Below are 25,891 nucleotides of genomic sequence, written 5' to 3' on the forward strand. Positions count from 1 at the left end.
AGCACGGCCACGCGGGCTGCGTCGATCGACTCGTTGGACAGGATCGGGAATTCCTTGAGCACGATGCGCAGGTTGGGGTCTTCGGCCAGCAGCGCGGCCATGTCGGGCAGGGCGGCGCGGCAATAGCCGCAATTATAGTCGAAGAATTCGACCAGCGTGACGTCGCCCTCGGGATTGCCGACCACGACCTGCCCCGGATCGTTGAAAATGGCGTCTCGCATCGAGGCGATGGCCGTGGTGGCCTGCTCGCGTTCCTCGGCCTGCAATGTGGTATCGAGCGCCACCGACATGCGCTGCAGGATCTTGGGGTCGCCCATCAGGAAGGATTCGATCATCGGATTGAGGGTTTCCGGATCGATGCCGGCAACATCCTGCGGCGCCAGCGATGCCTCGGCGATGCGCTTGGCGTCATAGCTCGAAATCGCCTCATCGATCAGCGCCTGCACGACCATGGTATCGGTCTGTGGCGCCGGCCGGTTGACCACGGCATAGCCGAGGGCCCCGGCGAGAATGCCGACAAGGGCGACAAGGGCAAGAGTGACGCGCGACATTGGACTGGTGGCTCCCCGCTGAATGCTCGCCCGCCTTCTAGCAGACACGGCGCCACATTGGCACCCGGGAGTGAACACGTCCCTTCCGGCGGTATCAATTGTTGTTGAGGGACGCGGCGGAAGCGGCTAGGCGGGAAGCAGCAAGGAGTTCCCATGACCGACCAGCCCGCCGATGGCCTGATGCCATTCCATGCCATGGAAATCCTCAAGCGCGCCAAGGCCATCGAGGCTACCGGCCGGACGGTCTGCCACCTCGAGGTCGGCGAACCCGGTTCGCCCCCGGCGCCGCGGGTGATCGAGGCGGTGCGCCAGGCCCTGCCGCAGGCGCAGGGCTATACCAATGCCAAGGGCATGGCCGAGCTGCGTGACGGGCTCACCGCCTATTATGCCAGCCAGCACAATGTTGCCGTGGACCCCGATTCGATCCTCTGCACCATGGGCTCGTCGGCCGGCTTCATCATCGCCTTCCACACCGCCTTCCGGCCCGGCGCGAAAATCGCCATCACGCGGCCCGGCTACCCGGCCTATGTGAACACGCTGCTCGGACTGGGCTTCGGCATGGTGGAAATTCCGGTCGAGGCGGCCAATGGCTGGCATCTGACCGGCGCCGATATCGCCGCCGCCCATGCCGCCGAGCCCTTCGATGGCCTGCTCTTCGCCAGCCCCGCCAACCCGACCGGCGCCAGCGTGGATCGCGCCGGGCTGACCAATATTGTCGCCACCTGCCAACGCCTGGGCGTACGGCTGATCTCCGACGAAATCTATCACGGCCTCGACTATCGCGGCCCCTCGGTCAGCGCGCTGGAACTGACGCGTGACGCCATCGTCATCAACAGCTTCTCGAAATATTACTGCATGACCGGCTGGCGTATCGGCTGGATGGTGCTGCCCGACGATCTGGTGCGGCGCGCCGAAATCCTGCAGCAGAACCTTTTCATCTCCGCCCCGACCCTGAGCCAGGTCGCGGCGACGGTCGCTCTGGGCGAGCGCGACTATGCCGAGGAGCAGAAGGCCCTCTATGCCATCAATCGCGGCCTGCTCAATGATGGCCTGCGCGGGCTGGGCTTCGATATCGGCAATCCGTCCGATGGCGCCTTCTACGCCTATGCCGGCATTTCCCGCTTCTCTAACGATTCCATGCGCTTCTGCGAAACGCTTCTGGAAGAGGCCGGCGTCGCCGCCACGCCGGGCACCGATTTCGACCGCACCAATGGTGGCCTCTATGTGCGCTTCTCCTATGCCGGCCGGCGCGACACAATCGAACGGGCACTGGAGCGGATGGCCGGATTTCTCCGCTAAATCGGCCGGCCGGCGACAGGCATTCTTAACGCCGCGATGCTAGGTTGAGGTTTGAGCTGGTAGGATTGGGAGGTCCACGCCATGCCCGCACCCGACCCGAGTATCCTGGCCCACTGCGTCGCCATCGTCATGGCAAAGGACGAACGCGACGGCGTGGCGCTCATGCGCCTGGCCGAAAAGCTGCGTTTCGCGGCCATCGTCGCCGACTCCCCCGCACTGGGCCACGACCGGTTCGACCATCGGCTGGTCTTCTACCTCGTTCATTTCGACTTCGATCCGGAAGCCCGGGAGCAATTGCTCTATGAGCGGCGCCATGCCGGTTCGGTCAGCGTCAGCTTTGCGCCCGTCATCCTGTTCCTGCGCGACGCCACGCCCGAGGATATCCAGTTCAATATCGAGCTGGGTTTCGATGACGTCATCAGCGTGCCCGAGGATGGCCATGTCATTGCCACGCGGCTCGCCGCCCAGATCGGGCAGGAACATCTCTATATCGAGACCCGCAACTATCTGGGCCCGGATCGCTACCGCATGGACAAGCCCGGCCACCATCGCAAGCCGGTGGAGGAACATGCAGAATTGACGATCCTGCGGACACCCGAGGCCGGTGTGCATATCGTCCGCCGCCGGGTGGTCGCCAAGCGTCGCTGAAACGAAAAAGGCGGCCCATAGAGGCCGCCTTTCCCTTCAACTGTTCAGCATAGGCCTAACCAAGGCCGAGGCGGCGCTGCCACCAGCCGGCCTTCTTCTTGGGCTCGGCCGGCTCGCCTTCGGCTTCCGCCTTGGGCGCGCTTGAGGACACCACGATCCCTTCGGCGGGCAGTTCCTTCTTGGCGCGGCGCGGCTTGGGCGCTGCAGCCGGAGCTTCCGCCGCTGGTGCGGGCGCGGCGTCGGCGACTGGGACAGGGGCCGCTTCCGCAACCGATGCGGCAGGCGCTGCCTCGGCGGTTTCGGCCTTGGGCTTGCGCGGCGCGCGCGGCTTGCGCTTGGGTTTTTCTTCCGCCGCAGGCGCTTCGGCTGCTGCTTCCGCAACCGGCTCAGGCGTAGCCTCTACGGGGGCGGCATCGACCGGCGCAGATTCGGCGGTTTCTACGACCTTCTTGCGGCGCGTGCGCTTGGGCTTTTCGACCGGCGCGGGCTCGACGGCAGCCGGTTCGGCCGCCACGATCTCGTCCTGCACCAGCAGGCTCTCGGCTACCGCTTCGGTTTCCGCGACATTCAACCCATCGTCACCGGCAGGCGAGGGGGCCCGTTCGGCACCCTCTTCGCCATCGCGACGATTGCGACGGCCGCCCCGGCGACCGCGACGGCGACGCTTGCGGGTCTCGCCATCGGCCTGACCTTCACCGGACGGGCGGGCGGGATTTTCGTCCTCGTCGCCCTCGCCGTCCTCATCGCTGCCTTCGGCTTCGACGGCAGGTGCCTGCGCGGCGCGCTGCTGCTGTGGACGCTGGCCGTTGTCATCGCCACGATCGGCGCCGCCACGACGGCGGCGGCGGCGGCGGCGCCGGCCTTCGCCCTCGCCATTATCGGCGGCGGACGACCGCTCCTCGGCATCCTCGTCCTCGGTTTCCTCGACGACATCGTCTTCATCGGCATCTTCGATGATGGCGCTGTCGACGCGGACATGTTCGGTAGCGCGCTGCTCGGCATAGGCCATGACGCGGGCTTCGCCCTTTTCGATGGCGAACTGGTTGCCGGTCAGCTTGCCGTCGGCGGTGATGGTGATCGACAACTGGTTGCGGATTTCCAGCGCCGTCAGCGTCTCGCGCTTGAAGTTGAGGATGTAGAGCGCGACTTCCACCGGCACGCGCACATTGATCGACTGGCCCTGGCGGCGCAGCACGTGATCCTCGATATGGCGCATGATCATCAGCGCCAGCGATTCAGTGGAGCGCACCAGGCCCGTGCCGTCGCAGATCGGGCACTTGTGGGTCGAACTTTCCACCACGCCGAAGCGGATACGCTGGCGGCTCATTTCCATCAGGCCGAAATGGCTGATGCGGCCAACCTGGATGCGGGCGCGATCGTCCTTGAGGCAATCCTTGAGCTTGCGCTCGACGGCCCGATTGGAGCGGTTTTCCATCATGTCGATGAAGTCGATGACGATGAGGCCGGCCAGGTCGCGCAGGCGGAGCTGGCGGCTGACTTCCTCGGCGGCTTCCAGATTGGTCTGGAGCGCGGTGTCCTCGATATTGTGCTCCTTGGTGGAGCGACCCGAATTCACGTCGATGGAAACCAGCGCTTCGGTCGGGTTGATGACGATATAGCCGCCGGAGGGCAGGGTGACCGTCGGCGAGAACATCTGGTCGAGCTGGGACTCGATATTGTACTTGCTGAACAGCGGCTGGTCTTCGACGTAAGGCTTCACGTTCTTGGCGTGGGACGGCATGATCATCTTCATGAAGTCCTTGGCCTCGCGATAGGCGTTGTCGCCCGCCACGAAAACCTCGTCGATATCCTTGTTGTAGAGGTCGCGAATGGTCCGCTTGATCAGCGAGCCTTCCTCATAGACCAGGCACGGCGCCTGGCTCTTGAGGGTCAGCGAGCGCACACTCTCCCACAGGCGCATCAGATATTCGAAATCGCGCTTCACCTCGGCCTTGGTGCGCGAGGCGCCGGCCGTGCGCAGGATCACGCCCATGCCCTGCGGCACTTCGAGGTCCGACGTGATTTCCTTGAGCCGCTTGCGGTCGGCAGCATTGGTGATCTTGCGCGAAATGCCGCCGCCACGGGCGGTGTTCGGCATCAGCACGGAATAGCGGCCGGCCAGCGACAGATAGGTGGTGAGCGCCGCGCCCTTGTTGCCGCGCTCTTCCTTGACCACCTGCACCAGCATCACCTGGCGGCGCTTGATGACTTCCTGGATCTTGTAGTGACGGCGATTGTTGCTGGAACGGCGCGCGGGAACTTCCTCGAGCGCATCGGCGCCACCGATCGATTCCACCGGCTCGGAATTGGCCGGCGCCTGCTCGATATGGCTGGCGTCTTCGGTCTCCTGCGGATCGGCTTCGGCGTCGGGCTCGGTCACCCCCTCGGGCAGCGAGATGTTCTCGTCACCGTCGTCGTGATGATCTTCCTCGGCCTCTTCGTCGCGCAGCAGGGCTTCGCGGTCGGCAACCGGGATCTGGTAGTAATCGGGGTGGATTTCGCTGAAAGCGAGGAAGCCGTGGCGATTGCCGCCATATTCCACGAACGCGGCCTGCAGCGACGGCTCAACGCGCGTAACCTTGGCGAGGTAGATATTCCCCCGCAACTGGCGGCGGGACGCCGATTCGAAGTCGAATTCGTCGAGCCTGTTACCCGATGTGACGACAATCCGTGTTTCTTCCGGGTGGATGGCATCCACCAGCATTCTCTTGGTAGCCATAATGAACTCCGCGCGCTCGCGCGCCGACAAGAGGGCGCCGGATAGCCGGAATCCTTCTCGTGGCGCTGTGCGAGGCGAATGGTTTGGGGGGAGTGGCGCGCAGAAGCTCTGCCTTGAACGCGCCGATATGTGTGGTCATGGCCGGAAGATGCAGCGTAGCAAAACGGCAATCGGCAAATTCGATCGCGTCGCGTTTTGTCCGCCTGCGGGCCATCTGACCTCTTCCTATTGGGCCGCCTTGCATCCGGGGATGAATGGCAGCCGTCCGGTCCGGTGGGACCGAAATTCGTAGCGAAGCGCAGGATTTGCCGCTTCTGAACCGATCCGCGGGATTTCTCTTCGTTCCCTTGGTCCGGCCACTCCCTGGCACCACTGTCGTTGGCCCTATGGGCTACGCAAACTGGTTCTGCAGGAAGCATGCGCCTCGCGTCTAGCGTGTAGGGATGTTGCGAAGGAATGGCAACAGGAAAGTCGAAACCGGCTCTGGGCAAACCATTTTACGCGCCTTTCTTGGCCCACCCGGCAAATCATCGCATAAGGGCTGTTGCGCCGCAGAATCGCCCGATCCGGGTGACACAAGGCGCGTGCTGAATTTGGGGCCGGTCCGCGTGTGTTGAAATCCCTCCGTCTGCTTGTCCTGCCGCTGCTCGCGGCTCTGTTTGCCGCGCTCTGCCTGTCGGCCATGCCGCAGGCGCAGGATGCAGCGCCCGAAACCCCGCCTGCCGCCACCGCGCCGGTCGCTCTGCCCAATGTCATCGATGTCCGCGTCTCGGCCACGCCCGATCGGGCCCGACTGGTGGTCGATCTGGCCGACAAGACCGAATTTGCCCTCGTATCGCTGAGCGAGCCGGACCGGCTGGCCATCGACGTGCGCGCCGCGACGTTTTCCGTGCCCGAACCATCGGGCAAGCCGGCCGGCGAAGGCATGATTGCCGATTACCTGGTGGAACAGGTCGCGCCCGATCGCGTGCGGACCACACTGACCCTGTCCGGCCCCGCACAGGTGCAGCAAGCCTATATGCTCGACCCCTTCGAGGGGCAGCCAGCCCGGCTGGTCGTGGATGTCATTCCGGCCACGGCAGATGAATTTGCCGCCAATGTCGCCCGCGACCTCGCTGCCTCCACCGAACCGGTCGCCGTTGCCTCGACGCCGGCCGGCGGGTCCGAGCTGCCCATTGCCAGCCGGCCATTGGTGGTCATCGATCCCGGCCATGGCGGCATCGACAGCGGCGCCGAAACCGCCGACGGCATCAAGGAAAAGGACATTGTCCTCGCCTTCGCGCTGCGTTTGCAGGAATTGCTGGTCGAATCTGGCCGTTTCGACGTGGCGCTGACCCGCGAGGACGACACCTTCCTGCGCCTCGAGGAACGCGTGGCCCTGGCCCGCACCAACAAGGCCGATATCTTCATCTCCATCCATGCCGACAGCTTCCAGCAGCCCGAAATCCGCGGCGCCAGCGTCTATACCCGCGACGAAAAGGCCACCGACGTGCTCGACAAGGTGCTGGCCGACAATGAGAACAAGACCGACGTCATTGCCGGCTTCGCCATGCCGCAAATGGCGCCCGAAGTGGTGGATATCCTGCTCGACCTGATGCGGCGCGAAATGCGCCACCAGTCCTTCATGGCCGCACAGGCCATCGTCCACCAGCTCGAGCCCAGCGTCGAACTGCGCCGCTTCCCGGTGCGGCAGGCCGATTTCTTCGTGCTGCAGGCGCCCGACGTGCCCTCGGTTCTGGTGGAACTGGGCTTCCTCTCCAATGCCGACGACATGGCCAACCTGTTGCGCGGCGAATGGCAGGACCGCACGGCAGGGGCCTTGGCGCGGGGCATTTCCACCTATTTCGACAGCCTGACGACGGAAGACTAGGCCGCCTAAAACCCCGCAGGACAACAGCCGACCGCGTTACATTTCCGCCACGCCACAAGCAAACACCGCGCAGCCATAGCTGCGTTGTGATGCACTTTCGCCACCCCGTCTGCTATGATTCCGCAGGCAAATCACCGAACAGGGCCCGAGCGGCCGCGGAGAACACGACTATATGCTGCGCTTGCTCGGCTGGATTTTTGGCTTTGGGATGTTCGCGGCATTGGCGGCCATCGGCCTGGCCGCGGTATATCTCACCAGCGTCTCCGCAGGACTGCCCGACTATACCGTGCTCAAGGACTACCAGCCGCCGGTGACCACGCGCGTCCACGCCGCCGATGGTACGCTATTGGCCGAATTCGCCCGGGAACGCCGGCTGTTCCAGCCCATAGAGACCGTCCCGCCGCTGCTCGTGCACGCCTTCCTCTCCGCCGAGGACAAGGATTTCTACTCCCATGGCGGCATTGCCATCGATGGCGTGTTCCGCGCCTTGCGCGACAACCTGCTGGCGCGGATGGACGGCAACAATTCCATCCAGGGCGGCGGTTCCTCGATCACCCAGCAGGTCGCCAAGAACTTCCTGCTCACCTCCGAACAGACCTGGGATCGCAAGCTGCAGGAAGCCCTGCTGGCCATCCGCATCGAGTCGACCTTCTCCAAGGACCGCATTCTCGAGCTCTATCTCAACGAGATTTTCCTCGGCCTCAATTCCTATGGCGTGGCCGCTGCGGCGCTCAACTATTTCGACAAGGCGCTTTATGAGCTGACGCTGAGCGAAGCCGCCTATATCGCCGCGCTCCCCAAGGGGCCGAACAATTATCACCCCTTCCGCCGCCCGCAGGCCGCTATCGAGCGCCGCAACTGGGTCATCGACCGCATGGTCGAGAATGGCTACGCCACGCTGGAAGAAGCCTCCATCGCCAAGGACGAGCCGCTCAACGTCATCCCGCGCGCCGGCGGCAGCCAGCTCTATTCGGCCGAATATTTCACCGAGGAAGTGCGCCGCGAACTGGCTAAGCTTTATGGCGAGGACCAGCTTTATGGCGGCGGCTTGTCGGTGCGCACCACGCTCGAACCGCGGCTGCAGGAATATGCCCGCAAGGCGCTGATGGACGGGCTGATCGCCTATGATCATGGCAAGGGCTTCCGCACCCCGGTCGCCAGTATCGAGATCGGCGAGGACTGGGGGCTGGACGTCGCCAAGATCGCCCCGCTGAGCGACGTGCCGGAATGGCAGCTCGCCGTGGTGCTGGAAATGGGCAGCAACGAGGCCCGTATCGGCCTGCGTCCCGATGGCCTGGCCGGTGGCGCCGTGGCCGACGATCGTGTCATCGGCACCTTGTCCGGTCCTGAGATCAAATGGGTCTCCAAGCCCTTGCAGGACATTCTTAAAGTAGGAGATGTGGTCTATGTCTCCCCGGTTTCGGGCAAGACCGGCATCTATACGCTCGAACAGGTGCCCGAGATCGAGGGCGCCCTGGTCGCCATGGACCCCCGCACCGGGCGCGTCCTGGCCATGGTCGGCGGCTTCTCCTACGCCCTCAGCGAATTCAACCGCGCCACCCAGGCCCTGCGCCAGCCCGGCTCCTCCTTCAAGCCCATCGTCTATGCCGCCGCGCTCGACAATGGTTATACGCCCGCCTCGGTCGTGCTCGACGCCCCGGTGGAAATCCGCAATGCCGACGGCTCGATCTGGCGGCCGGAAAACTACGCCCAGGAATTCTACGGGCCCCAGACCCTGCGGCGCGGCATCGAACGCAGCCGTAACGTCATGACCGTGCGGCTGGCCCGCGATATCGGCATGCCGCTGGTCGCCGAATACGCCAAGATGTTCGGCGTCTACGATACGATGCAGCCCGTGCTGGCCATGGCGCTCGGCGCCGGCGAAACCACCGACATGCGCATGACAGCGGCCTATGCCACCATCGCCAATGGCGGCCGCAAGATCGTGCCGACCCTGATCGACCGCATCCAGGATCGCTATGGCGTCACCGTCTACAAGCACGACCAGCGCCTGTGTCAGGGCTGCGAGGCGACCGACTGGCACGGGCAGGGCGAACCCCTGATCGTCGATAACCGCGAACAGGTGCTCGACCCCATGACCGCCTACCAGATCACCTCGATGCTGGAAGGCGTGGTGCAGCGCGGCACCGGCACGGCGGCCCGCGTGCTCAACCGCCCGGTGGCCGGCAAGACCGGCACCACCAATGACTACAAGGACGCCTGGTTCGTCGGCTTCACGCCCGAACTCGCCGTCGGCGTCTATGTCGGCTACGACCAGCCGCGTTCCATGGGCTCTTCGGTCACCGGCGGCACCTTTGCCGTGCCGATCTTCACCGAATTCATGCAGAAGGCGCTCGAAGGCACGCCGCCAAGCCAGTTCAACGTGCCATCGGGCATGACCACGGCCTGGATCAACCCCAATTCGGGCGTGAAGGCCTTCGACGGCGAATCCGCCATCCAGGAAGCCTTCAAGCCCGGCACCGGGCCGAACCTGATGACCTCGGTCATCGGCGTCGATGTCAACGCCTTCGACGCCATCCAGCGCGAGCAGATGATGCAGCAGCAATATGGCTCCGGCTTCGTCACCCAGCCTGGCGCGCAGCCGTCGCAGGGCGGCAATGAACTCGTCTACGATCGCTCGACCGGCCAGTGGGTCTATCCCGGGCGCGGCGGCCTGTTTTAGCGTTGCCTGCCGTCAAGAGTTGATCCCCGTGCCCGCCTCCGCTAAACGGGGCGCCGCTATTGAAGGAATTGTCCAATGCGTACGGAAATCGAAAAGACCGTCGCCGAAATCGAGCAGGTTCTGACCCTGCTGAGGAGGCATCTTTGACTGGGATACTGCTGAGCTGCGCCTCGACGCGCTGACCGCCGAGACCGAATCCCCCGATTTCTGGAACGATCCGGAACAGGCCCGCGCCAAGATGCGCGAGCGCGACGAACTCGACGTGGCCGTCAAGGCCGTGCGCGAGCTCGAAACGGGCATCCGTGACAATGCCGAACTGATCGAGATGGGCGAAGCCGAAGGCGATGCCGACATCGTCAAGGACGCCGAAGACGCCCTGATCGAGCTCAAGCAATCCGCCCGCCGCCGCCAGATCGAAACGCTGCTGTCAGGCGAAGTCGACGCCAATGACTGCTATGTCGAAATCCACTCCGGCGCCGGCGGCACCGAAAGCCAGGACTGGGCCAACATGCTGCTGCGCATGTATACCCGCTGGGCCGAACGCCGGAAGATGAAGGTCGAAGTGCTCGAAATGCATGACGGCGAAGAGGCCGGCATCAAGTCGGCCACCATCCTGGTCAAGGGCCACAATGCCTATGGCTGGATGAAGACCGAGAGCGGTGTGCATCGTCTCGTGCGCATCAGCCCCTACGATTCGGCAGCGCGCCGCCATACGAGCTTTTCGAGCTGCTGGGTCTATCCCGTGGTCGACGACTCCATCGACATCGAAATCCGCGAGGCCGACCTCAAGGTCGATACCTATCGCGCCTCGGGCGCCGGTGGACAACACGTCAACACCACCGACTCGGCCATCCGCATCACCCATATCCCCTCGGGCATCATCGTCGCCTGCCAGCAGGAACGCAGCCAGCACAAGAACCGTGCGACCGCGATGGCCATGCTGAAATCGCGCCTCTACGAGGCGGAATTGCAGAAGCGCGAGGAAGCCGCCAACGCCCAGGCCGCCAGCAAGACCGAAATCGGCTGGGGCCACCAGATCCGCAGTTACGTGCTGCAGCCCTACCAGATGGTCAAGGACCTGCGCACCGGCGTCGAAAGCGGCCAGCCCTCCGTGGTGCTGGATGGCGACCTCGATGAGTTCATGGAAGCGGCACTGGCCCAGAGGGTGGGCGTGGCGACGGATGTTGCTGCGGAGGGGTAGGGGCTTGGCCTTGTTGGGGTACCCCCCCCCTAACCTCCCCCTGATAGGGGGAGGAACAGATCGCGTTTGAGGCACTATTTATGCCCCACCCGCCGAGCGGATTCCTCCCCCTATCAGGGGGAGGTTAGGTGGGGGTATCCGACCTGAAATCGTGAGCCGCCAGCGGCTCACTCAGCCCACCTCACCCCAACAGCGCCAACAGCCGCTTCCCGGCTTCAAGAAACGCCTTGGGATTGATCGCGCTATCGGCCTTGCGCACCTCGAAATGCAGATGCGGCCCGGTGGAACGGCCGGTGGACCCCACCTTGGCGATCGGCGTGCCGGTATTGACCGCGTGGCCAACCTCGCTGAGAAACCCGGACAGGTGGGCATAGCGGCTGACCAGCCCATTGGCATGGGTCACTTCCACCACATTGCCATAGCCCGATTTGGTGCCGACAAAGCTCACCACGCCCTTGCCGGCGCTGAACACCGTCGTGCCACTGGCGGCGGCGAAATCGAGCCCCGAATGAAAGGCGCGGCGCCCGCTAAACGGATCGGTGCGGTTGCCGAAGCCCGAACTCTGCCGGAAATTGCCTGTGATCGGCATATGGACCGGCGCGTCGTCTATGCTGTCGCGCGCGGCCTTGTAGCGGACCAAAGCCCCCATCACGGCATTGGCGTCATCGATCATGGCCGAGGCATCGTCCTCGTCCTGCGGCGGCAGCAACGGACCGCCCACGCCATCCAGCGTCGTCGGCAGAGCGACCGGAATGCCGAGACCCGTCAGTTCCGTGACGATGCTGTCGGCGCGCGCCGTTGCCGTTTCGGCGATAGAGGTCATGGCAAACTGGGTTTCCCCCATCATCTGCGCGACGGCAGCGGCCGTGGCGTCGATATCGGGATTGCCATCGGTGCGTGGCGCCAGCGCCTGATCGCCGACATCATGGACGGGCAGCGCCGCCGTCTCGATGCCCAACTCTCCGGCCTTGTCGACCAGCACGCGCACCAACTGATGCTGCTCGATCAGCACTTCCTGCTGCTGCGCCAGTTCCTGCAATTGCAGGTTGATGTCGCCGGCCTGCGCGTAGCTGCGCGAATGCAGGCGATCAACCTCGACGCGCAGTTGCGCGATGCGGTTTTCATAGGCCTCGATGACCTGTTCGTTCTTGCCGCTCAGCAGGCGGGCAATATCGGGTGACAGCAGGAAGGCAGTGACCAGCAGGGCATTGCCGGCGAGCAATACGGCAAACATGCCATAGAACAGGGCAGGGTGGACGCCGTGACGCGATCCCTTGTCGTTTCGCCCGAAACTGGCCTGGCTACGCACCCCACTAACCCCGCGACGCTCACAGATATGGTGAGCGAAGTATGGCGCAGCATGGTTAATAAAGGCTATTTGTGGGCAGTATCCGCCACATGCGCTTCAAGCGCTTCCAGCATTTTCTGCGCATGACCGAGAATGCGCGTGGCCCGGATGATGCGCGCCACCCGTCCTTCAGCATCGATGATGAACGAGGTGCGGATCAACCCCATGAATTCCCGTCCATAGAGCTTCTTGAGCTTCCACAGCCCAAAGGCTTCGATCGCCTGGTGCTCGGGGTCGGCCGCCAGCGGCAGCGCGAGCCCGTATTTCCTGCGAAATTTTATATGACTTTCGATCGTATCGGGCGAAATGCCGACCAGCTTGGCGCCCAGTTCGGCAAAGGCCGCCGCCCGCTCGGAGAATTCCTTGTTCTCGTCCACGCAACCACCCGAATCGTCTTCGGGATAGAAATACAGCACCACCGGCTTGCCGCGCTGCGCCGAAAGCTGGAATGTGCTGCCATCGTCGAGCGGCAGGGTGAAATCGGGAGCGCGGTCGCCTTCGGTCAAATCGGCCATGCAAACCTTCCATTCAGCACTTGCGGGTCACAATGTGGTGTCAGTGCCATAGTCCAGCCGGTATCATTGGGCAAGTGACCGCCTTCTGCGGTTGATTCTCGAGGTCTCGGCAGACCACGGCAAGCCTCTTTTCTGGAAGCAAGTGAGCGCGTCAACCTTACCCGCAGACACTTCGGTTACGCCGTCTGCGCAGCGCAAACGGCCTCCTGCCCGACACGCAGCGAAACTGGCCGTGTGGGTGCTCGGCATTCCCTGCGTTCTGGCCTTGCTGCTCTATCTCGTTCTGCTGATCACGCCGCTGCCGCTGCCCTTCGCCGGCCAGGCGGTCCGCTCGCTGGTCCAGTCAATGCTGCCGCCCACCTCCCAACTGGATATGGGCGAGATGAAACTGGCGCTGGAAAAGGGCGTCTGGCCGGTCATCCAGTTCACCCCCGTCACACTGACCGACAGCAAATCGGGTGCCCATATCGCCGTGGAGGCGCTGGAGGTCGGCTTTTCGCCGGCCCGCGCTCTGTTCGGCCAGCCCGGCGCCACCATCACCATCGTGCGGCCGCATATCCAGATGGTGCAGGATCTGTTCGGGCCCCGCATCACCAGTTTCGAATTGCTCGATGATCCCGCAGGCGGCCTCCCGACAGTGCGCGTGCAGGAGGGCGAGGATACGTTTCCCGCTGTCGGCATTTCCACCAGCGGCGTCGGCATGGCCGGCGGTGACCAGCCCATCGCCATGCGCTCGGACAACGAATGGTTGATCTACAATCTCGAGGCCAGCGAGCAGGGCATTGCCGATATTGTCGAGCAGGCCGCCCAGGGGCGCTTTTCCAAGCTCGTCATCCGCGACGGCGTCGTGGATATGAACGATTCCGTCTATGGCCTGTTCCGGCGCTTCGAGGCCATCAATCTCGAAATCGGCCCCTCGCGCGATCGCCGCAACACATCAGGTACCTTCTCCGCCACTTTGGGCGGCCGCACCATGACCGGCAGCCTCTCGCGTACGCTCGGCGACGACGGCAATTCCCGGCTCGAAGCCGATGTCACCAATATCGACTTCGCCGCCGTCCTGCCCTTCATCGATGACCCCACCAGCCTCGCCGCCATACGCGGGGCAGGGGCGCTGTCCATCGATGTCAATTTCGAGCCCGCTGCCGGCAAGCTGGTCGACGGCCGCTTCAAGATCGATCTGACCGGCCTCGACCTGCGCATATCAGACGCCTATTTCCCCATCGCCAGCTCGATCCTGGATATCGCCTGGGAACCGGAAACCGGGCAGTTCATCCTCAATGAGGCCGCCCTGCAGATCGGCCAGAGCAGCGCCTACGTCTCGGGCATCTTCGCCATGGGGCTGGACCAGGCCTTTGGCCCCACCGTCGGCATATCGCTCAAGGCGCGCAATGTGGTGATCCACCCCAATGACATGGCGGCGCCGGCCGAACCCTTCGACACGATGGAGTTTTCCGGCTGGTCGGCCCCGCTTTACGGCGCCCTCGGCATCGACCGCTTCCTGGCCCGCAAGGGTGACGCCACGGTGGAGACGACCGGCCGCATCGATATGCTGCAGGCCGGCCTCGGCCTGGACATGACGGTAGCCGGGCAGGGCGTCAGCGCCGACGACCTCAAGCGTCTCTGGCCCTATATCATGGGCGGCGACAGCCGCGACTGGTTCGTCGCCAATGTCACCGAAGGCACCGTGGCGCAGTCGCGCATGGACTTCCGCTTTCCCGTCGGCACGCTGGGACTTGAGGGCGAGGACAAGCCGCTGCCCGACAACAGCATGCAGATCGACATGATCGGCACCGGCGTCGCTATCAAGCCGACCGCCGAAATGGCCCCCATCGCCATCGACGGCGAAACGCGCCTGCAGGTCGATGACAGCAACGTCATCATCTCGGCTGCCGGCGGCAAGCTAGCCACCAGCGCCGGCGAAATCCGCGTCAGCAACCCCGCATTGGTCATGGACAATGCCGACCCGGCCGAACGCATCTTTGAAGTATCCGGCGATATCAACGCGCCGATCCCGGCACTGCTCGACCTGGCCAGCGCCCAGCAGCCCGACGCCCTGGCCAATGCGCAATTGCCGATCGATCTCGCATCCATCACCGGTACGGTGGATCTCGGCCTGGTCGCCACCATCACGCTCGCCGACGAGGCCAGCGGCCGGCCGATGGATGTCGATTATGTCGTCAACGGCACCGTGGCCGATTTTGCCAGCTCCAAGCCGATCCAGGATCGCCATATCGACAATGGCCAACTGGCCTTCAGCGCCTCCCAGGAAGGCTACCAGCTCGGCGGTACGGCCGATATCGACGGCATGGAAGCCGAAGTCGAAATATCGGGCACGCCCACCACCGACCCGACCTTCCGCCTGGCCTCGACCATAGACGTGGCCGACCTGGCCTCCATGGGGTTCGATGCGTCCGAATTCCTCTCCGGTCGCGTCCGCTTCGTCGCCCAGCCGCTCGCCGATGGCGCCCTGCAAATGGCCGTCGACCTCAAGGATGCCGCGCTCAATATCAAGGATATCGGCATCAGCAAGGCTGCCGGCACCTCCGGCACGCTCAGCGCCACCATCCGCCCGCAGGGCGAGGTGACCGTGCTCGAAAATATCGACCTGTCCTTCGGCACCGTCCGCGCCATAGGCGACATCACCTATCACGCCACCAAGGGCCTGCAATCGGCCAATTTCAGCCAGTTCGGCCTCAGCAATGGCGACCGCGCCCAACTGGCCATGACGCCGATCGATGGCGGCTATTCCGTGCGCATCAGCGGCAGCCAGCTCGACCTCAAGCCCATGCTGCGCCAGTTCTTCGGGCTGGGCGAGGGGGCCGGCGGTGTCCAGTCCACCCAGTTCGACCAGACCATCGCCCTCGACGTGAAGCTCGACCGGGCGCTCGGCTACTACGCCACGACCGCCTTCAACCTCGACCTGAACCTGCTGCTGCGCGGCAGCGACATGCGCCGCGCCAACCTGACGGCCCAGTTCAGCGACGGCAACGCGGTGTCGATCACCACCAATCCGGCGCCCAAGGGCCGCACGCTCTCGGTGGCCTTCAACGATGCCGGCACCATCCTGCGGCTGCTCGGCGTCTATTCCCAGCTGGCCGGCGGCTCCGGCAGCCTCGTCCTCACCACCGACCGCGATCTCGACGCCGAGGCGGGCCAGTTGCTGATGCGCGATTTCGCCATTGTCGACGAGGCCAATGTCGCCCAGGTCCTGGGCAATCACTCCGATTCCCGCGCCGCCATCGCCCGCCAGAACCGCCTCGATTTCGACGCAGCACAGGTCGATTTCCAGCGCCGCTCCGACCGGGTGGAGGTGACCGATGCCGTGCTGAGCGGCGACACGGTCGGCGGCACCATGCGCGGCTTCATCTATACCAACCAGCGCCAATATGACCTGGTCGGCACCTATGTCCCGCTGTTCGGCCTCAACAACGCCTTCCAGCAAATCCCCATCCTCGGCCCGCTGCTCGGCGGCCGCGAAGGCGAAGGCCTGGTCGGCGTAACCTTCGCCGTCCAGGGGCCACTGGACAACCCCCAGTTCCGCATCAACCCGCTCTCCATGCTGGTCCCGGGGGCGTTCCGCGAACTGTTCGAGTTCCGGGCAAAGGAGCAGCCGCCGGCGCAGTAGCACCGGGGGCAATGGTATAGTGGCGCCAATGTAGCCCACGGTGTCATCCCCGCGAAAGCGGGGACCTCCGTTCAGTGCCTTGGCAAACAGGGGTTCCCGCTTTCGCGGGAATGACCGCGTGGTCGGCGACTAAACCGGCTTGATCAGCGCATGCCGCTTCTTGCCGACCGAGAGCTTGATGACGCCTTCGCTCAACAGCGCATCCTTGCCCAGGTTGAGCTTATCATCCTCGATGACGGCGTCGTTGACGCGCACAGCACCTGATTGGATATGCCGGCGTGCTTCGCCATTGGAGCCGGCAAGCCCGGCTGTTACCAGCGCGGAAAGAATACCGATGCCCGAGGCCAATTCGGCATTCAAAACCGTCGCCGTCGGCAGCGACAGATCGATCCCGCCAGCCTCGAACGTATTGGCGGCCGTCACAGCAGCCTGTTCGGCCGCTTCCCGGCCATGCACAATGGCCGTCACTTCCGTCGCCAGCACCTTCTTGGCCTCGTTGATCTCGTTGCCGCCAAGGGCCGCGAGACGCGCGATTTCATCCAGTGGCAGGCGGGTGAAGATCTTGAGGAATTTTCCGACATCGGCGTCTTCCGTATTGCGGAAATACTGCCAGAAATCATAGGGGCTGAAGAGGTCGCCATTAAGCCACACGGCGCCGGACGCCGACTTGCCCATCTTCTCGCCCGAGGCCTTGGTCAGCAGCGGCGTGGTCAGCGCATAGAGCTGCTCGCCGCCCATGCGGTGGTTGAGGTCGACACCGTTGATGATGTTGCCCCACTGGTCCGACCCACCCATCTGCAACACGGTGCCATAGCGCCGGTTGAGCTCGGTAAAGTCGTAGCCCTGCATGATCATGTAGTTGAATTCGAGGAAGCTCAGCGATTGCTCGCGGTCGAGCCGCAGCTTCACCGAATCGAAGCTCAGCATGCGGTTGACCGAGAAGTGCCGGCCCACGTCACGCAGGAATTCGACATAGTTGAGCTTGAGCAGCCAGTCGGCATTGTTGACCATCATGGCCGGGTTCGACCCGCCATAGTCTAGGATATTGCCGTAGACCTTCTTGATGCTCTCGATATTGGTCTCGATCTGCTCGACCGTGAGGAGCTTGCGCTGGTCGTCGCGGAACGAGGGATCACCCACCATCGACGTGCCGCCGCCCATCAGGCTGATCGCCTTGTGGCCGGTTTCCTGCAGCCAGTAGAGCATGGTGACGGAAATCAGGTTCCCGATATGGATCGAGGTCGCCGTCGCGTCATAGCCGACATAGCCGGATATCTTGCCCTTGGCGGCCAGCGCATCGAGCCCTTCAGGGTCGGAAATCTGGTGAATGAAGCCGCGCTCGTCGAGCACACGCAGGAAATCGGATTTGAACTTGGTCATCTGACAATCATCGAGGTTAGTGAGACCTCATGGTGAGCTTGTCGAACCACGAGGTCGGTGCACGCGGGACCCCGTCCTTCGACAGGCTCAGGATGAGGTCCCTTCCAACAGATCGCAGCTATGCGCCCTGACTTAGCGCCCGCCGCCGTCGGCGATCTCCTGACGGCGACGGTCGAGATATTCGGCGCAGCTCGCGGTCAGCTCATCCACCTTGCCCTCGAAGAAGTGGTTGGCCCCCTCCACGATCTGCTGCTCGATGGTGATGCCCTTCTGCGTCTTGAGCTTGTCGACCAGCTTCTGCACCGACGAGGGCGGCGCCACGCGGTCCTTGTCGCCATGAATGATCAGGCCCGAAGACGGGCAGGGGGCCAGGAACGAGAAATCGTAGAGGTTTTCCGGCGGCGCCACCGAGATGAAGCCTTCCACCTCCGGCCGGCGCATCAGCAACTGCATGCCGATCCAGGCACCGAACGAGAAGCCGGCAATCCAGCAGCCGCGCGACTCGCGGTTGATGACCTGCAGCCAGTCGAGCGCCGCGGCGGCGTCGCTCAGCTCGCCAATGCCATGGTCGAACATGCCCTGGCTGCGACCGACGCCGCGCGAGTTGAACCGCAGCACGGCAAAGCCGCGTTCGGCGAACATGTAGAAGAGATTGTAGACGATCTGGTTGTTCATCGTCCCGCCGAATTGCGGGTGGGGATGCAGCACGATCGCTATGGGCGCGTTGGGCTCCTTGCCCGGCTGGTACCGGCCTTCGAGACGCCCTTCGGGCCCGTTGAAGATCACTTCTGGCATGGTCTTGTTTCTTCCGGCCGTTCGGCTCTGTTGGTGTGGTTTGCGTGGGTCCCTGTGGCGGCGTTGCGGCTTGACTAAGCCCGTTCCGCTCCCTAAAACATGGGTCGCAAAATCTAGTTTAGAATTATTCGAAACTCGGTTTTCAGCCGCTCTGCGGCCTGTAAGAGCGCCCCTTGTAATGAAGTTGGGCGGCAAATTTCAAGAAGTGTTTGAGCTAGCAGGCGCGTCAGCGCCTCGGCCCGGGCATGGAAGGCATGACCAGCGCGCATGCGCTACACGGGAAACCGATGACGAGACCGGCGATCTACCTTGATCATAATGCCGCGTCCCCGCTTCTGCCGGAGGCGCGGTCGGCGCTCATCGCTGCCCTCGATCTGGTGGGCAATGCCTCGTCGGTGCATGGCCACGGCCGTGCATTGCGCAACCTCATCGATACGGCCCGCGCCCAGGTGGCGGCCCTTGCGGGCGCCGAGCGCAAGCAGGTCGTCTTCACCGGTTCGGCCACCGAGGCCATCACCCAGGCTGTTATCGGCGGCGCCAAGGCCTTTGCGGCAGGCGCCGTGGCGATTAGCGCCGGGGAACATGCGGCGGTGTCCAAGGCTGCCGAAGCCACGGGCCTGCCGGTCATATCAATCGGGCTTCTACCCGACGGCCGCATTGATCTCGATCAACTGGCCGACGTGATCGCCACGACCGAAGGCAACCTGCTGGTTGCCCTCCATTGGGTGAACAACGAGACCGGCGTGGTGCAGGATATTGCCCGTATCAATGCCCTGGTTGGCCCCACCCGCCACACGCTGTTCATCGACGCCGTACAGGCTTTCGGCAAGCTGCCCCTCGATTTTGCCGCTTCGGCACCCGATATGATGGCGGTAAGCGGCCACAAGATCGGCGCTCCACAGGGCATTGGCGCGCTGCTGGTCAAGGCACATGCCGATACCGTCCGCCTGATTCCGGGCGGCGGGCAGGAGCAGGGCCGGCGCGGCGGCACCGAGGCGGCGGCCCTGATCGCGGCATTCGGGGCGGCGGCGGCAGCCATCGCAGACCGCTATGCTGCGGCCGATGTGCCGGCGCTGATCTCGCGGCTGGAAGCGGGCTTGCCTGCCGATGCCGTAGTGTTTGGCGCAAATCGGCTGGGCAATGTCGTCAATTTCGCCGTGCCCGGCGTCAAGAATGCCACGGCGATGATGGGGCTGGACCTGCTGGGCCTTTCCGTCTCGTCGGGTTCGGCCTGCTCGTCCGGCAAGGTCGGGCCGAGCCATGTGCTGGCTGCCATGGGCGTCGCGCCCGAACTGGCCGATTGCGCCCTGCGCGTCAGCCTGGGCTGGAATTCCACCGCTGACGACGTCGATGCGTTCGTCGCCGGTTACCGATCCGTCCTTGAGCGCCACCGGGCGCGGCAGGGGCAGGCGGCCTAACGGTCGCAAGAGTTTTAGACGGCTCGCAGCGACCTTGAATCGCCGCTGGGCAAATAGGAGAAGCCACTATGGCGGACTACGATATCCCGACGCTCAAGGAAGAGATCGATCGCGAAACCGTTGAATCGGTGCTGGCGCTCGACGTCGACAAGTACAAATACGGCTTCGAGACCGATATTGAATCCGACATGGCCCCCAAGGGCCTGAGCGAGGATACCGTCCGCTTCATCTCCGCCAAGAAGAACGAGCCCCAGTGGATGCTCGACTGGCGCCTGGAAGCCTATCGCCGCTTCCTCACCATGACCGAGCCGACCTGGGCCAAGGTGCATTATCCGGCCATCGACCTGCAGGACATGTACTACTACGCCGCGCCCAAGTCGTCGCCGGCCCCCAAGAGCCTCGACGAGGTCGATCCGGCGCTGATCGCCATGTACGACAAGCTCGGCGTGCCGCTCAAGGAGCGCGAAATCCTCGCTGGTGTCGAACGCCCCAAAGTGGCCGTCGATGCGGTGATGGACTCGGTCTCCGTGGTCACCACCTTCCGCGAGGAACTGGCCAAGGTCGGCATCATCTTCTGCTCGATCTCCGAAGCCATCCGCGAGCATTCCGAACTGGTGCAGAAATACCTGGCCTCGGTGGTCCCGGTTTCCGACAACTACTACGCCACGCTGAACTCGGCCGTCTTCACCGACGGATCCTTCGTCTACATTCCCAAGGGCGTCCGCTGCCCGATGGAATTGTCGACCTATTTCCGCATCAACGAGAAGAAGACCGGCCAGTTCGAGCGCACGCTGATCATCGCCGAAGCCGATAGCTATGTGAGCTACCTCGAAGGCTGCACCGCCCCGATGCGCGACGAAGCCCAGCTTCACGCCGCCGTGGTGGAACTGGTCGCGCTCGACAATGCCGAGATCAAGTATTCCACCGTCCAGAACTGGTATCCCGGCGACAAGGACGGCAAGGGCGGCATCTACAATTTCGTCACCAAGCGTGGCGATTGCCGTGGCGCCAATTCCAAGATTTCCTGGACCCAGGTGGAAACCGGCTCGGCCATCACCTGGAAATATCCGAGCTGCATCCTGCGTGGCGACGGTTCGCGCGGCGAATTCTATTCCATCGCCATCTCGAACGGTTACCAGCAGGTCGATAGCGGCACCAAGATGCTGCATCTGGGCAAGAACACGTCCAGCCGCATCATCGCCAAGGGCATTGCCGCCGGTTTCTCGGACAATACCTATCGCGGCCAGGTCTCGGCGCATGCCAAGGCCAAGAATGCCCGCAACTTCACCCAGTGCGACAGCCTGCTGATCGGCGACAAATGCGGCGCCCACACCGTGCCCTATATCGAAAGCCGCAACGGCACGGCCGTGTTCGAGCACGAAGCCACCACGTCCAAGATTTCCGACGACCAGATGTTCTATTGCCAGCAGCGCGGCCTCTCCGAAGAGGACGCTGTGGCGCTGATCGTCAACGGCTTCGTCCGCGATGTGCTGCAGCACCTGCCCATGGAATTCATGGTCGAAACCCAGAAGCTGATCGCCATCAGCCTCGAAGGCAGCGTGGGCTGATGGAAGCACCGCTCGACATCGCTGAAAAAATGGCTCAGCTCACCGAGCATTGGCGGCCCCGCGTGGCCGCCGAGTTCAGCGGGCAGGAGTTGCGCATCGTCAAGGCGGAAGGGACGTTCCCGTGGCACTTCCACGAGGACTATGACGAGGTCTTCATCGGCTGGAAGGGCGTCGTCAAGGTCGAGTTCCGCGATCGCATCGTCAGCGTCCATCCCGGCCAGGTTTTCGTTGTGCCGCGCGGCGTCGAGCACCGGACCGTGGCCGATACGGGCGAGGTGGAAGTCCTGTTCATCGCCGCCGCGGGCGCACGCAATACCGGCAATGTGGACGACCACGTCTATACAGCGCCGGTCGGAGTTCAGGCATGACGGCCGAAACGCGTAACCCCGTGGTTTCGCTTGCTTCCCTCGCGCTCGACGCCTGGGAGCAGGGCACGCTCTACAAGTCTGCCGATACCTCCTTCGGCAAGCTGCTGGGCCTGCGCGCGCTCGGCATCAGCTACAATGAAGTGCCCGCGGGCAAGTCGAGCTGCCCCTTCCACAGCCACCACGCCGAAGAAGAACTCTTCATCGTGCTGGAAGGCGAGGGGACCTATCGCTTCGGCAGCGAACGTTATTCGTTCAAGGCCGGCGACGTGCTCGGTGCGCCCAATGGCGGCCCGGAAACGGCACACCAGATCCTCAATACCGGGTCGGTGACGCTCAAATATCTGGGCATAGCCAACAATGCCGATACCGAAGTCTGCGAATACCCGGACTCCGGAAAATTCCAGGTGACGAGCCGCAGCTCTGCCGATCGTCGCTTGCGCCATTGCGGCCGCGAAGGCCAGAACCACCTTGATTACTGGGACGGCGAACCCGGCGCCTGAGGGCGACGCAGCCGTCTGAACCGAATGACTGGAGACCGAACGATGACCACCCCGATCCTTGAAATCCGCAACCTGCATGCGCGCATCGAAGAGCGCGAAATCCTCAAGGGGGTGAACCTCACCATCCCGGCCGGACAGGTCCATGCCGTCATGGGTCGCAACGGCTCGGGCAAGTCCACGCTGAGCTATGTGCTGGCCGGCAAGGAGGACTATGAGGTCACCGAAGGCGAAATCCTGCTCAATGGCGAGAATATCCTCGAGATGGAGCCCGCCGAGCGCGCGGTTGCGGGCATTTTCCTAGCCTTCCAGTACCCGATCGAAATCCCCGGCGTTGCCACCATGACCTTCCTCAAGGCCGCCATGAACGCCCAGCGCAAGGCGCGCGGCGAGGGTGAACTCTCGACGCCCGATTTCATGCGCGCCGTCAAGGAAGCCGGTGCCCAGCTCAATATCGACGCCGACATGCTGAAGCGCCCGCTGAATGTGGGCTTCTCGGGCGGCGAGAAGAAGCGGGCCGAAATCCTGCAGATGGCTTTGCTCAAGCCGACGCTCTGCGTGCTCGACGAGACCGATTCCGGCCTCGATATCGATGCGCTCCAGGTCGTGTCCAAGGGCGTCAACGCCCTGCGCGCCGATAACCGCTCCATGCTGGTCATCACCCACTATCAGCGCCTGCTCAACCACATCGTGCCCGACGTTGTGCATGTCTTCTCCGATGGGCGGATCGTCGAAAGCGGCGACAAGGACCTGGCGCTTCAACTCGAAGCCAAGGGCTATGCCGACTTCGACGGCGCGGCGGCCTGACCCATGCGCCAGACCATGCCCGTCCGGCTCGGAGCAGCCGAAGATACATTGATCGCCCAGCTCAAGAGCGTGGGGGCCGACGCGACCGCCGAACGGATCACCGTTGCCGGCCTGCCGACGCGCCGCGTCGAGAGCTATCACTATACCGACCTGAAAACCCTGCTGCGGTCCATCCCGCCGCTGGCCCAGGCTGCCAATGAAGCCAGCGCTCCGGCTTTGCGCGTTCCCGGCGCCTACCAGTTGATGATCGCCAATGGCGTCATCCAGTCCACCTCCACGGCCCCGGCCGGCGTCATCGTCGGCAAGGCCGCCGGCGGCGTCCTCACCACGCGGGATGACGTGCTGGTGCATCTCAATGGCGCCTTCGCCAGGGAAAGCCTGACGCTGACGCTCGAAAACAGCGTCGATCCGGTGATCCAGATCGACCGCCGCAGCGAGGGCGAAGCCGCCCATGTTGCCGACTCGCTCAAGGTCTTCGTGGCCGATGGCGCTTCGGCGGTCATCCTCGAAACCTTCTCGGGTTCCGATGCCGCCCATGTCGGCAATCACGCCACCTATATGGCACTCGGCAAGAATGCTGTGGTGACCCATATCACCGTGGACCTGTCACCCCGCGCAGCCAGCCATTTCGCCAGCAACGAATATCACGTCGGCGAGGGCGCCAAGCTGCGCACGCTGGTCATCCATGCCGGGGCAGGGCTGGCCCGCACCCAGCTCTTCCCGCGCTATGAAGGCGCGGGCGCCCATGGCGACATTACCGGCCTCAACCTGGTGGTCGATGGCCAGCATGCCGACATCACCATGGATGCCAGCCACGCCGTGCCGCATACCTCGTCCCAGCCCCTGTTCAAGTCCGTCGCCCGCGGCCGTGGCAAGTCCGTGGTGCAGGGCAAGCTCGTCGTCGCTCGCGACGCGCAGAAGACCGACGCCAAGTTCATGCATCAGGGCCTGATGCTCTCCGACGAAGCCGAAATCCTCTCCAAGCCGGAGCTGGAAATCTACGCCGACGACGTCGTCTGCGGCCACGGCTCCACCTGCGGCAAGCTGGATGAGGATTCCATGTTCTACCTCACCAGCCGCGGCATCCCGAAAGCCGAAGCCGAAACCATGCTGGTCCGCGGCTTCATCGAGGAACTCGTCGACCCGATCGAAGACGAAGCCCTAGCCGAAGCCCTGCACGGCATCGTGGATGGCTGGCTGCTGGGGAAGTAATCCGGTGGGTGGGGCCACCCCACCCTCACTCCCTCCCCACAAGGGGGAGGGATGCACAAGAGCCGACAATTCAGTGTGACGCGAAATGTGCCACACCGTCTCCCTCCCCCTTGTGGGGAGGGACCAAGGGTGGGGGTGTCCCGCCCACGGAACTTGCAATGACCTTCGACCTCGAAAAAGTCCGCGCCGATTTCCCGATCCTCTCCGAGCAGATCCACGGTAACAGGCTGGTCTATCTCGATAGCGGCGCCTCCGCGCAGAAGCCGGTGCAGGTGCTCGACCGCATGGACCACGCCTTCCGGCATGAATATGCCAATGTGCATCGCGGCCTGCACACGCTCGCCAATCGCGCCACCGAAGCCTATGAAGGCGGCCGCCACGCGGCACAGAAGTTCCTCAATGCGTCGCGTCCCGAAGAAATCGTCTTCACCAAGTCGGCCACCGAGGCGATCAACCTCGTCGCGTCCGCCTTCGTCGGCCCGCGCATCGGGGCAAGGGACGAGATTGTCACCACGATCATGGAGCATCATTCCAATATCGTACCGTGGCATTTCCACCGCGAGCGCCTGGGCGCCGTCATCAAATGGGTCGATGTCCGCGACGATGGCAGCTTCGACCTAGACGCCTTCGCCGCCGCCCTGACCGACCGGACGCGTATCGTCGCGGTTACCCATATGAGCAACGTGCTGGGCACCGTGACCCCGATCAAGCAGGTCATCGAGATCGCCCACGCGAAAGGTATTCCGGTGCTGATCGACGGCAGCCAGGGCGCCGTGCACGAGACCGTGGACGTCCAGGCCCTCGACGTCGATTTCTACGTCATGACCGGCCACAAGCTCTACGGCCCCACCGGCATCGGCGTGCTCTATGGCAAATACGATCTCCTCGCCGAGATGCAGCCCTATCAGGGCGGCGGCGAGATGATCGATGTCGTGACCATGGACAGCGTCACCTATAACGAGCCGCCGCATCGCTTCGAGGCCGGCACCCCGCCCATCGTCCAGGCCATCGGCCTCGGCGCCGCGCTCGGCTATATGGAAAGCCTCGGCCGCGACGCCATCGCCGCCCACGAGCACGACGTGGCCGAATATGCCCATGAGCGCCTCAGCCGCATCAATTCGCTGCGCCTGATCGGCACCGCGCCGGGCAAGGGCGGCATTTTCTCCTTCGAGATCGCGGGCGCCCACGCCCACGACGTGGCCACCATTCTCGATCGCTACGGCATTGCCGTCCGCGCCGGCACCCATTGCGCCATGCCGCTGCTCAAACGTTTCGGTGTCACCTCTACCTGCCGCGCCTCCCTCGCCCTATATAACGGCAAGGACGATGTGGACGCGCTGGTGGACGGCATCACCCGCGCCCAGAAATTTTTCGCGTAAGCGAG

18 protein-coding genes and 1 pseudogene are annotated in these 25,891 nt (G+C 63.8%); 13 read left to right on the forward strand and 6 right to left on the reverse strand.

Going from position 1 to position 25,891, the window contains the following annotated elements; translation table 11 throughout:
• Positions 1 to 14 precede the first annotated feature (14 nt).
• Positions 15 to 551, reverse strand: a pseudogene (locus tag FPZ08_RS22980) (DsbA family protein); the annotation flags it as partial.
• A gap of 153 nt (positions 552 to 704) precedes the next feature.
• Here FPZ08_RS22980 and FPZ08_RS05065 point away from each other — a divergent pair.
• Together FPZ08_RS05065 and FPZ08_RS05070 are read left to right on the forward strand one after the other, a co-directional pair.
• Entirely contained in the window at positions 705 to 1,850 is a 1,146-nt protein-coding gene (locus FPZ08_RS05065; RefSeq protein WP_146288973.1) for a pyridoxal phosphate-dependent aminotransferase, read from the forward strand.
• 81 nt (positions 1,851 to 1,931) lie between these two features.
• A complete protein-coding gene (locus FPZ08_RS05070; RefSeq protein ID WP_146288974.1) occupies positions 1,932 to 2,498 on the forward strand; it encodes a hypothetical protein in 567 nt (188 codons plus the stop codon).
• 55 nt (positions 2,499 to 2,553) lie between these two features.
• On the opposite strand, the gene FPZ08_RS05075 is transcribed toward FPZ08_RS05070, so the two are convergent.
• Positions 2,554 to 5,217 carry an Rne/Rng family ribonuclease gene (locus FPZ08_RS05075; protein WP_146288975.1) on the reverse strand — a complete coding sequence of 888 codons (2,664 nt, stop codon included), beginning with the start codon at positions 5,215 to 5,217 and terminating at the stop codon, positions 2,554 to 2,556.
• 613 nt (positions 5,218 to 5,830) lie between these two features.
• Between FPZ08_RS05075 and FPZ08_RS05080 the strand changes: the two genes are divergently transcribed.
• From FPZ08_RS05080 to prfB, 3 genes are all read left to right on the forward strand, one after another.
• The gene (locus FPZ08_RS05080; protein ID WP_146288976.1) at positions 5,831 to 7,087 is read left to right on the forward strand and encodes an N-acetylmuramoyl-L-alanine amidase; all 1,257 of its coding nucleotides are present in this window, start codon (positions 5,831 to 5,833) and stop codon (positions 7,085 to 7,087) included.
• A gap of 172 nt (positions 7,088 to 7,259) precedes the next feature.
• Positions 7,260 to 9,770 (forward strand): penicillin-binding protein 1A, encoded by a 2,511-nt coding sequence (locus FPZ08_RS05085; protein ID WP_146288977.1) that lies wholly within the window; start codon positions 7,260 to 7,262, stop codon positions 9,768 to 9,770.
• A gap of 75 nt (positions 9,771 to 9,845) precedes the next feature.
• Positions 9,846 to 10,971 (forward strand): peptide chain release factor 2 gene (gene prfB / locus FPZ08_RS05090; RefSeq protein WP_146288978.1). Its coding sequence is split into 2 segments (ribosomal slippage): positions 9,846 to 9,914 and positions 9,916 to 10,971, totalling 1,125 coding nucleotides; the frame shifts between segments, so codons are not numbered across the junction.
• A gap of 181 nt (positions 10,972 to 11,152) precedes the next feature.
• Here prfB and FPZ08_RS05095 read toward each other — a convergent pair.
• Positions 11,153 to 12,280 carry a M23 family metallopeptidase gene (locus tag FPZ08_RS05095; protein ID WP_146288979.1) on the reverse strand — a complete coding sequence of 376 codons (1,128 nt, stop codon included), beginning with the start codon at positions 12,278 to 12,280 and terminating at the stop codon, positions 11,153 to 11,155.
• Between the two features lie 65 nt (positions 12,281 to 12,345).
• Positions 12,346 to 12,834: a peroxiredoxin gene (locus FPZ08_RS05100; RefSeq protein WP_146288980.1), complete on the reverse strand. Its 489-nt coding sequence runs from the start codon at positions 12,832 to 12,834 to the stop codon at positions 12,346 to 12,348.
• 232 nt (positions 12,835 to 13,066) lie between these two features.
• On the opposite strand from FPZ08_RS05100, the gene FPZ08_RS05105 reads away from it, so the two are divergent.
• Positions 13,067 to 16,462, forward strand: a complete 3,396-nt coding sequence (locus FPZ08_RS05105) for an AsmA-like C-terminal domain-containing protein (RefSeq protein WP_146288981.1) — start codon at positions 13,067 to 13,069, stop codon at positions 16,460 to 16,462.
• A gap of 129 nt (positions 16,463 to 16,591) precedes the next feature.
• Here the strand turns inward: FPZ08_RS05105 and tyrS are convergent, their stop codons facing one another.
• Together tyrS and FPZ08_RS05115 are read right to left on the reverse strand one after the other, a co-directional pair.
• A complete protein-coding gene (gene tyrS / locus FPZ08_RS05110; RefSeq protein ID WP_146288982.1) occupies positions 16,592 to 17,842 on the reverse strand; it encodes a tyrosine--tRNA ligase in 1,251 nt (416 codons plus the stop codon).
• Between the two features lie 132 nt (positions 17,843 to 17,974).
• Entirely contained in the window at positions 17,975 to 18,637 is a 663-nt protein-coding gene (locus FPZ08_RS05115; RefSeq protein ID WP_146288983.1) for an alpha/beta hydrolase, read from the reverse strand.
• A gap of 287 nt (positions 18,638 to 18,924) precedes the next feature.
• On the opposite strand from FPZ08_RS05115, the gene FPZ08_RS05120 reads away from it, so the two are divergent.
• The 7 genes from FPZ08_RS05120 (at position 18,925) to FPZ08_RS05150 (ending at position 25,886) form a co-directional block, all read left to right on the forward strand.
• Positions 18,925 to 20,055 carry a cysteine desulfurase family protein gene (locus tag FPZ08_RS05120; protein WP_186767213.1) on the forward strand — a complete coding sequence of 377 codons (1,131 nt, stop codon included), beginning with the start codon at positions 18,925 to 18,927 and terminating at the stop codon, positions 20,053 to 20,055.
• Between the two features lie 68 nt (positions 20,056 to 20,123).
• Positions 20,124 to 21,623 carry a Fe-S cluster assembly protein SufB gene (sufB, locus tag FPZ08_RS05125; RefSeq protein WP_146288985.1) on the forward strand — a complete coding sequence of 500 codons (1,500 nt, stop codon included), beginning with the start codon at positions 20,124 to 20,126 and terminating at the stop codon, positions 21,621 to 21,623.
• On the forward strand, positions 21,623 to 21,991 hold the full coding sequence (locus FPZ08_RS05130) for a cupin domain-containing protein (RefSeq protein WP_146288986.1): 369 nt from the start codon (positions 21,623 to 21,625) through the stop codon (positions 21,989 to 21,991). Before sufB ends, FPZ08_RS05130 begins: the two co-directional genes overlap by 1 nt.
• Positions 21,988 to 22,491, forward strand: coding sequence for a cupin domain-containing protein (locus FPZ08_RS05135; RefSeq protein WP_146288987.1), 504 nt, complete (start codon positions 21,988 to 21,990; stop codon positions 22,489 to 22,491). Before FPZ08_RS05130 ends, FPZ08_RS05135 begins: the two co-directional genes overlap by 4 nt.
• Positions 22,492 to 22,545: 54 nt before the next feature.
• The gene (gene sufC / locus FPZ08_RS05140; RefSeq protein WP_146292949.1) at positions 22,546 to 23,295 is read left to right on the forward strand and encodes a Fe-S cluster assembly ATPase SufC; all 750 of its coding nucleotides are present in this window, start codon (positions 22,546 to 22,548) and stop codon (positions 23,293 to 23,295) included.
• A 3-nt stretch (positions 23,296 to 23,298) separates the two neighbouring features.
• Positions 23,299 to 24,507, forward strand: a complete 1,209-nt coding sequence (sufD, locus tag FPZ08_RS05145; RefSeq protein ID WP_146288988.1) for a Fe-S cluster assembly protein SufD — start codon at positions 23,299 to 23,301, stop codon at positions 24,505 to 24,507.
• 158 nt (positions 24,508 to 24,665) lie between these two features.
• Positions 24,666 to 25,886, forward strand: a complete 1,221-nt coding sequence (locus FPZ08_RS05150; RefSeq protein ID WP_146288989.1) for a cysteine desulfurase — start codon at positions 24,666 to 24,668, stop codon at positions 25,884 to 25,886.
• Positions 25,887 to 25,891 lie beyond the last annotated feature (5 nt).

The organism is Devosia ginsengisoli, assembly GCF_007859655.1.
Lineage (GTDB): Bacteria > Pseudomonadota > Alphaproteobacteria > Rhizobiales > Devosiaceae > Devosia > Devosia ginsengisoli.